Annotated in this window: 7 protein-coding genes; 2 read left to right on the forward strand and 5 right to left on the reverse strand. The window is 64.4% G+C overall.

Annotated elements, in window-relative coordinates:
- The first annotated feature begins 3 nt into the window (after positions 1-3).
- Complete coding sequence (locus tag EDF71_RS23740) at positions 4-828, forward strand: M90 family metallopeptidase (protein ID WP_133858999.1); 825 nt, start codon at positions 4-6, stop codon at positions 826-828.
- Positions 829-877: 49 nt separating this feature from the next.
- On the opposite strand, the gene EDF71_RS23745 is transcribed toward EDF71_RS23740, so the two are convergent.
- The 5 genes from EDF71_RS23745 to EDF71_RS23765 form a co-directional block, all read right to left on the reverse strand.
- Entirely contained in the window at positions 878-1,537 is a 660-nt protein-coding gene (locus EDF71_RS23745) for a dienelactone hydrolase family protein (protein ID WP_133859000.1), read from the reverse strand.
- Between the two features lie 63 nt (positions 1,538-1,600).
- Positions 1,601-2,158 (reverse strand): NADPH-dependent FMN reductase, encoded by a 558-nt coding sequence (locus EDF71_RS23750; protein WP_133859001.1) that lies wholly within the window; start codon positions 2,156-2,158, stop codon positions 1,601-1,603.
- 112 nt (positions 2,159-2,270) lie between these two features.
- On the reverse strand, positions 2,271-3,887 hold the full coding sequence (locus EDF71_RS23755) for a glycosyltransferase family 39 protein (RefSeq protein WP_133859002.1): 1,617 nt from the start codon (positions 3,885-3,887) through the stop codon (positions 2,271-2,273).
- A gap of 3 nt (positions 3,888-3,890) precedes the next feature.
- The gene (locus EDF71_RS23760; protein ID WP_133859003.1) at positions 3,891-4,487 is read right to left on the reverse strand and encodes a phosphatase PAP2 family protein; all 597 of its coding nucleotides are present in this window, start codon (positions 4,485-4,487) and stop codon (positions 3,891-3,893) included.
- 290 nt (positions 4,488-4,777) lie between these two features.
- Entirely contained in the window at positions 4,778-5,491 is a 714-nt protein-coding gene (locus EDF71_RS23765) for an ABC transporter ATP-binding protein (RefSeq protein WP_052329949.1), read from the reverse strand.
- Positions 5,492-5,570: 79 nt separating this feature from the next.
- Between EDF71_RS23765 and EDF71_RS23770 the strand changes: the two genes are divergently transcribed.
- The gene (locus EDF71_RS23770; protein ID WP_243854430.1) at positions 5,571-6,185 is read left to right on the forward strand and encodes an arylesterase; all 615 of its coding nucleotides are present in this window, start codon (positions 5,571-5,573) and stop codon (positions 6,183-6,185) included.
- The last annotated feature ends 115 nt before the right edge of the window (positions 6,186-6,300 follow it).

The following is a 6,300-nucleotide window of genomic DNA, read 5'->3' on the forward strand; positions in this document are numbered from 1 at the left end:
ACCATGACCTGGCTGCACCGCACCTGGTCCCGCCTGCGCGCAATGGCGCGCCCCGTACCGGAGATACCCGCCTCCCTGTGGCTGCAGGTGCTGCAAAAATACCCTTTCCTGCAAGCGCTGTCGCTGGAAGAAAAAGCCAAGCTGCGCGCCCTGAGCGCGCTGTTTCTGCGCCAAAAGCAGTTCTCCGGCGCCCATGGTCTGGTGCTGAGCGACGCGATGGCGCTGACCATTGCCGCCCAGGCCTGCGTGCCCCTGCTCCACCGGGGCGAGGCGCAGCAGGCCATCGCGCTTTACGATGATTTTGTTGGCATCGTCGTGCACCCCGGCACCATGGTTGCTGCGCGCGATATGCATGACGAAGCCGGCCTTGTATCACACCGGCGCATGATGCTCGAAGGCGAAGCCATGCAGCACGGGCCCGTCACCCTGAGTTGGGCGGCCATTGCCCAAGACCCGCTGCAGCAAAACGAGCGCGGCACCAGCGTTGTGATCCACGAGTTCTGCCACAAGATCGATATGCGCAATGGCGGTGCCGATGGCTACCCCTCGCTGCCCGGCCATTTTCTGGGCCTGGCCAGTGCGGCTGAAGCACGGCAGACCTGGGAGCGGACCTGGGCCTCGGCCTTTGCGGCATTTGGCCATGCCATTGCCAAATCCCAGCGCTTTGGCGAGCCCGCGCCCTGGCTGGACAGCTATGGCGCCACGGCCCCGGCCGAGTTCTTTGCGGTGGCCTGCGAAGCTTTCTTTGTCAACCGCAGCCAGTTCGCCCAGGAATGGCCGCAGCTGGACCGCATGCTGGCCGGGCTGTTCCGCCCGGACGCCCGCTAGAAATCTGCGCTAAGCGCGGAATCCACCTCCCAACGCGGCGCCCAGGATTTTAGAGCTGGGTCAATCTCTGCAGCCAAGCCATGCTGTCGTGCAGCTCTTGTGGGTGCAGCTCATGGCGGCAAGGGTATTCGCGGTAGCTCAGGTCCAGCGGCGCATCTTGCAGGGCAGCACGGATGGCATGGGCCTGCGCCAGCGGAATCACGTTGTCGGCGCTGCCATGGCTGATCCAGGCACTGTGGCCGGCCAACTGCGCGGGGGCCACTTGCTCGGCCGCAATCTCGGGCAAGAGGCGGCTGTGCCAGACCATGATCGCCCGCAGCGATTGCGGCTGGGTCAGCAAGGCCGAGAGCGACATGATGCCGCCCTGGCTGAAACCACCCACTACCACCCGCTCGGCAGGAATTTGCAAGGCCTGGGCCGCCTCGGCACAGGTCTGTGCGACGAGCGCGCGGCTGGCTTTTTCCTGCGCGGTGTCGATGGTGCGGCTGCCATCGGGATTCACGCCGAACTGGAACCAGGCATAGCTGCTGGGGCCCAGGGTGTAGGGCGCGCGCAGGCTCAGCACATGGAAGGCGTGCGGCACCATGTCCGCCAGGCCAAACAGATCCTGCTCATTGCTGCCCACGCCATGCATCAGCACCAGCAGCCAGGGAGCCGAGGTTTCCGCAGCAGCGGCGCGGTACAAGTAGTGAAGGGGGAGATTCAACATGGCGGCCTTGGTCAAAAAAATGGCTGCATCGTAACGCAGCCATTCCGATTGTGCTGAACAAGCTTATTTCTTAGGGTGCTGTGCCACCCAGGCCAGAAAGCGCTCCATGTAATTGCGCAGGAATTTCTCACTGGCCTCGGCCACCTTGCCATCGGCGCTGACCAGGCCATCGGTCCAGCGGATAAAGCCCTCCGGTTGTGCCATTGCCGGCATGTCGAGAAACACCAGAATATTGCGCAGATGCTGCTGGGCCATCGACGTTGCCGGGCCACCGGTCGAGGTGCCGATGATGCCGGCCGGGATGCCATTCCATGCGCCGCTGCCATAGGGGCGGCTGCCACCGTCCAGCGCGTTTTTCAGGTAGGCCGGCACCGAGCGGTTGTGCTCGGGCGTCACAAACAGGATGCCGTTCTTGCTGCGCACCTTGTCTTTGAAAGCGGTAAACGCTGCCGGATAGGCGTCCGCATCGTCGTCGCGGTTGTAGAACGGCAGCGCACTCAGGTCCAGGAACTCGAAGTCCGCCTGGTCCTGCACCAGGTTCACCAGGCCATGCGCCAGTTGCTTGTTGATCGAGGTCTTGCTGTTGCTGCCAACGATCACACCAATTTGGGGTTTTGCCACGGTCATTCTCACTTTCAGGACATGCCAAAGGATGAAGCCTCTGGTTATACCCCTGGTTTGTGACCGCCGATGTAGGCCAAGGCGAATTGCGCGGCCATGGCCGCGCAATCACTCAACGATCGGTGCCCTTGCCGCAGGCCTGGCCCCCCTGCAGCTGCCAGACCTGGGTGCTGCCCAAATGCAGGGCCGGTGCAGCAGCCGCCACCGATGGCATCTGCCGTTGGGCCGCATCGCTGCTGCCCACCACCCACAGCTGCTGCTGCGGGTGGGCGCAGGCATAGGCCTGCAAACCCCGCGCATCCAGCAATAGACTATTGCCCAGTTGCGGCGCAAACTCCGCAGCATCGCTCAGTTCCTTCTTCCAGTTGTCGGCTTGCTGGCCTTCGCTGCGCCAGTCATCCACCACCAGCGGATCGGCCATCGCGGGCAGGTAAAAAGGCACTTCGTAGTACATGTGCTCCAGCATCACCAGCCGGTCTGCCGATTGCACCGGCAGGCTGCGCAGTGCGCGCCACTGGGCCTTGGAAGGCACGGCCACCGTGCCCAGCACCACCGCCAAGACGACACACAACAGCGCGGCCAAGGCAGCGGTGTGCCGGCCCCAGCGCTGCCAGCCCGCAGCTTGCACCAGGCGCACCACCGCATAGGCCAGCGGCGGCAGCGCCGGCAGCACATAGCCCACGATCTTGCTGTGCGGCACCGAGAAAAACAGCACGATGACGGCAAACCAGACCAGCATCAGCCGGTCCAGGCTCTGCACTAAGGGCTGCGCGGCAGGCCGGGCAGCTTGCAGTGCCAGCGATCCGGCCAGGGGCTCGCGCCGCCAGTTGCGCCAGGCGGCAGCCAGCGCCCAGCCGGTCCAAGGCAAGGCGGCCAGCGCGATCACCGCGACATAGAACCACCAGGGCTGGGGGTTGTTGAAGCTGCTGCCGGTGTAGCGCTGAAAGTGCTGGGTCACAAAAAAGTAGTGGAAGAAGCCGCCGTGGCGCTGCTGCGCCATGAACACCCAGGGGCCGGCAATCAGCAGCACCGGCAGCCATGCCGCTGCATGCAAAGGCAGCCACCATTGGCGCCAGCGCCGCTCCCACACCAGCCAGATGGCCCAGACCATGCCGGGCAGCACCAGCGCAATCAGTCCCTTGGCCAGAAAGCCCAGCCCGGCCCAGACGCCCGCCGCAGCCAGCCAGCCCATCCAGGCCAGGCCCCGGATGCGGCCGTTGGCCTGGCGCACCTCCAGGGTCGCCATCGCGGCGCTGCAGATGCAGGCGGTCAGGCAGCCGGCCAACAGCATGTCCATATTGGCGTACTGCGCCGCCATATAGGTATAGGGCATGGTGACCAGCACCACGGCGGAAGCCACGGCCACCGACTGGCTGGCATAGCGCTTGAGCAAGACAAACAAGGACATGGCCGCCAGCCATGCGCCCAAGAGCGAAGGCAGGCGCGCCACCCATTCATGCACACCCGCAAGCTGGAAACCCGTGGCCGCCAGCCAGTAGTACAGCGGCGGCTTGTGGAAAAACGGCAGGCCGTTGAGCGCCGGCGTCACCCAGTCGCCGCTGCGCAGCATCTGCAAGGCCGCCACGGCATAGCGCCCCTCATCCGGATCGCTGAGCGGCCTAACCCAGGCCAGCGCCAGCAGCCACACTGCCACCAGGACCGCCATGCTGGCCTCGATCGTCCAGGCAAAGCGGGCAGGCGCCACGCGCGTAGAAGCAAGACTGTTCATGCCCTACTCCAGCGATGCCGCTTGCGATGAGGTGCGTGGCGTTGCCGCGTCCTGCAGCGCGGGCTCTGCAGGGTCTTGCACCACCGGCCCGGCATGCCGCCACAGCCAGCCGTACAGCAGCGCAATCACCCCGCCCAGCGCAGCGCCGGCTGCAATATCGAGCGGAAAGTGCACGCCGCAGTACACCCGGCCCCAGCTCACGGCCAGCGCCACGGCCACGATGGCAGCGCCACCCAGGCGCAGCTGGCGCAGCCACAGCAGGCAAAAGCCCAGGGTAAACAGTGCACTGGCATGCGCGCTCGGGAGCGAGCCCCGGGCGGCATGGTCAATATAGGCGGGGCTCAGCCCCATCACGAAGGGGCGCGGATGCCCCACCACCATCGCCAAGCGGTGCGCCAACAGCACGGCAGCGGCGCTGCACAGCATGCTGCCCAGCAGGTACAGGCGGTCAGCAGGTCGCTTCCACCACAGCCACAGCAGCGCGGCCCCTGCCAGCGCCACGCCGTCCATGCCCAGCCATCGGGCCAACTCCACCACCCAGGCCGTCGGTGCAAAGCCCCCGGCCATCCATGAAAACCATTGCAGATTCAATGCTTCCATCGCAAACCTCTCACGCAGAAGGCCGCTCTGGATGGGTGTTCACCCGGCAACAGCGCAATCTGTAGGTTGGCACTGTGGCGGGCGGAGCTTACCGATGTCTTAAGGATCCTCTGCAAAACTCCCTGCCGTGGTCTGAACGCGGGCTCGGGCGATCCGCTGCGTTGTCTTCCTTGTCAATAGCTCGCTATTGACTGCAAAAGACGCCTTGCGCCTCATCCCGATCCGCGTCCATCCCGCTTGGCGAGGGTTTTGCAGAGGATCCTAAATGCATGGAAAAAGCGATAAAGAATTTAAATCCGGCTGTCCTGCACTACGGCGCCGGCGGCGATAGTGATGACGCGCTGGCACTGGGCGGCAATGGCCCGGTCATGCGTGACCATGATCAGGGTCGTGCCGGCTTCGCGGTTCAGGTCCATCACCAGCTGCATCACGGCTTCGCCGGTGGCAAAGTCCAGGCTACCGGTGGGCTCGTCGGCCAGCAGCACGGCGGGCTGCACCACAAAGGCGCGGGCCAGTGCCACGCGCTGCTGCTCGCCGCCCGACAGCAGCTTGGGGTAGTGCGACAGGCGCTGGCCCAGGCCCACGCGCTCGAGCATGGCCGTGGCCTGCTTGCGGGCGTCGCGCTGGCCAGCCAGCTCCAGCGGCAGCATCACGTTTTCCAGCGCCGTCAAATTGCCCATCAATTGAAAGTTCTGAAACACAAAGCCCATCGTGCGCGCACGCAGCGCGGCCCGGTCGTCTTCACTCAGCGCAAACAGGTCCTGGCCTGCAATCCGTACCGTGCCCACGCTAGGCGTGTCCAGGCCCGCCAGGATCGACAGCAGGGTGCTTTTGCCCGAGCCCGATGCACCGACAATGGCTACGGTTTCCCCTTGGGCGATGCTAAAGTCCACATCACGCAGAATGGTCAAACTGCCGGTCGAATCCGAGACCGATTTACCCAGGCCCTGGGCCACCAACACCGCCTCCGGCGCCTGCGATTGAGAAAGCACTGCATCTGTCATGACAACCAATCTTTCCTCCAATGATCGAACACCCGTCACGCGACGTCGGTGTCTGCGCAGCATCGTAGCGTTGTCAATGATGTCCTCCGTCGCTATAGGTTTTACAGCACAGGCTGCTGCACCACAGGCGCCTGCCACGATTTTGGTCGTGGGCGACTCGATCAGCGCCGAATACGGCATCGCACGCGGAAAAGGCTGGGTGGCGCTGCTGCAGGACAAGCTCGAACAAAGCAAAAACGCCAACGCCTACCAGGTGCACAACGCCAGCATCAGCGGCGACACCACCGCCGGCGGCCGGGCCCGCTTTGGCCAGTTGCTGACGCAGCACAAGCCCGGCATCGTCGTGCTGGAGCTCGGTGCCAATGATGCGCTGCGCGGCCTGCCGCTGGCCAGCACCCAGGCCAACCTGGCAGCGATGGTAGACAGCGCCCAGAAGGCCGGCGCCCAGGTGCTGCTGCTGGGCATGCAGGTGCCCCCCAACTACGGCAGCAAGTACACCACGGACTTTGCCCAGGTCTTCACCACCCTGGCGCGCGAGAAGAAAACGGCCGTCGTGCCCTTCTTGCTGCATGGCGTGGCCGACGTACCCGATTCTGAAAAGAACTTCCAGGCCGACCGCATCCACCCGCTGGCCAGCGCCCACCCACAGCTGCTGGCCAATGTCTGGCCCGAGCTGCAAAAGCTGATGAAATAAAAAAGCCGCCAGCGCAATGCTGAACTGCACCCCAAAAGTTGGACACCAGTCCAACCTTTGGGGTGTTTTTCATGACGAAATACGATGAGAGCTTCAAGCTCAAGATGGTCCAGAA

Source organism: Comamonas sp. JUb58, from assembly GCF_004364775.1.
GTDB lineage: Bacteria > Pseudomonadota > Gammaproteobacteria > Burkholderiales > Burkholderiaceae_C > Comamonas.